Raw genomic sequence first — 767 nt, forward strand, 5'->3', positions numbered from 1 at the left:
TTAGATACCCTGGTAGTCCACGCCGTAAACGATGTCTACTTGGAGGTTGTGGCCTTGAGCCGTGGCTTTCGGAGCTAACGCGTTAAGTAGACCGCCTGGGGAGTACGGTCGCAAGATTAAAACTCAAATGAATTGACGGGGGCCCGCACAAGCGGTGGAGCATGTGGTTTAATTCGATGCAACGCGAAGAACCTTACCTACTCTTGACATCCAGAGAACTTTCCAGAGATGGATTGGTGCCTTCGGGAACTCTGAGACAGGTGCTGCATGGCTGTCGTCAGCTCGTGTTGTGAAATGTTGGGTTAAGTCCCGCAACGAGCGCAACCCTTATCCTTGTTTGCCAGCGAGTAATGTCGGGAACTCCAGGGAGACTGCCGGTGATAAACCGGAGGAAGGTGGGGACGACGTCAAGTCATCATGGCCCTTACGAGTAGGGCTACACACGTGCTACAATGGCGCATACAGAGGGCAGCAAGCTAGCGATAGTGAGCGAATCCCAAAAAGTGCGTCGTAGTCCGGATTGGAGTCTGCAACTCGACTCCATGAAGTCGGAATCGCTAGTAATCGTGGATCAGAATGCCACGGTGAATACGTTCCCGGGCCTTGTACACACCGCCCGTCACACCATGGGAGTGGGCTGCAAAAGAAGTAGGTAGTTTAACCTTCGGGAGGACGCTTACCACTTTGTGGTTCATGACTGGGGTGAAGTCGTAACAAGGTAGCGCTAGGGGAACCTGGCGCTGGATCACCTCCTTATACGATGATTA

At 52.9% G+C, this 767-nt stretch carries 1 rRNA gene; it reads left to right on the top strand.

Annotated elements, in window-relative coordinates:
* A 16S ribosomal RNA gene (locus VJL_RS02210) occupies nucleotides 1–756 on the top strand; the annotation flags it as partial.
* Nucleotides 757–767: the final 11 nt, after the last annotated feature.

Origin of the sequence: Vibrio jasicida CAIM 1864 = LMG 25398 (assembly GCF_000400365.1) — a bacterium.
In the GTDB taxonomy this organism is placed as follows: Bacteria; Pseudomonadota; Gammaproteobacteria; order Enterobacterales; family Vibrionaceae; genus Vibrio; species Vibrio jasicida.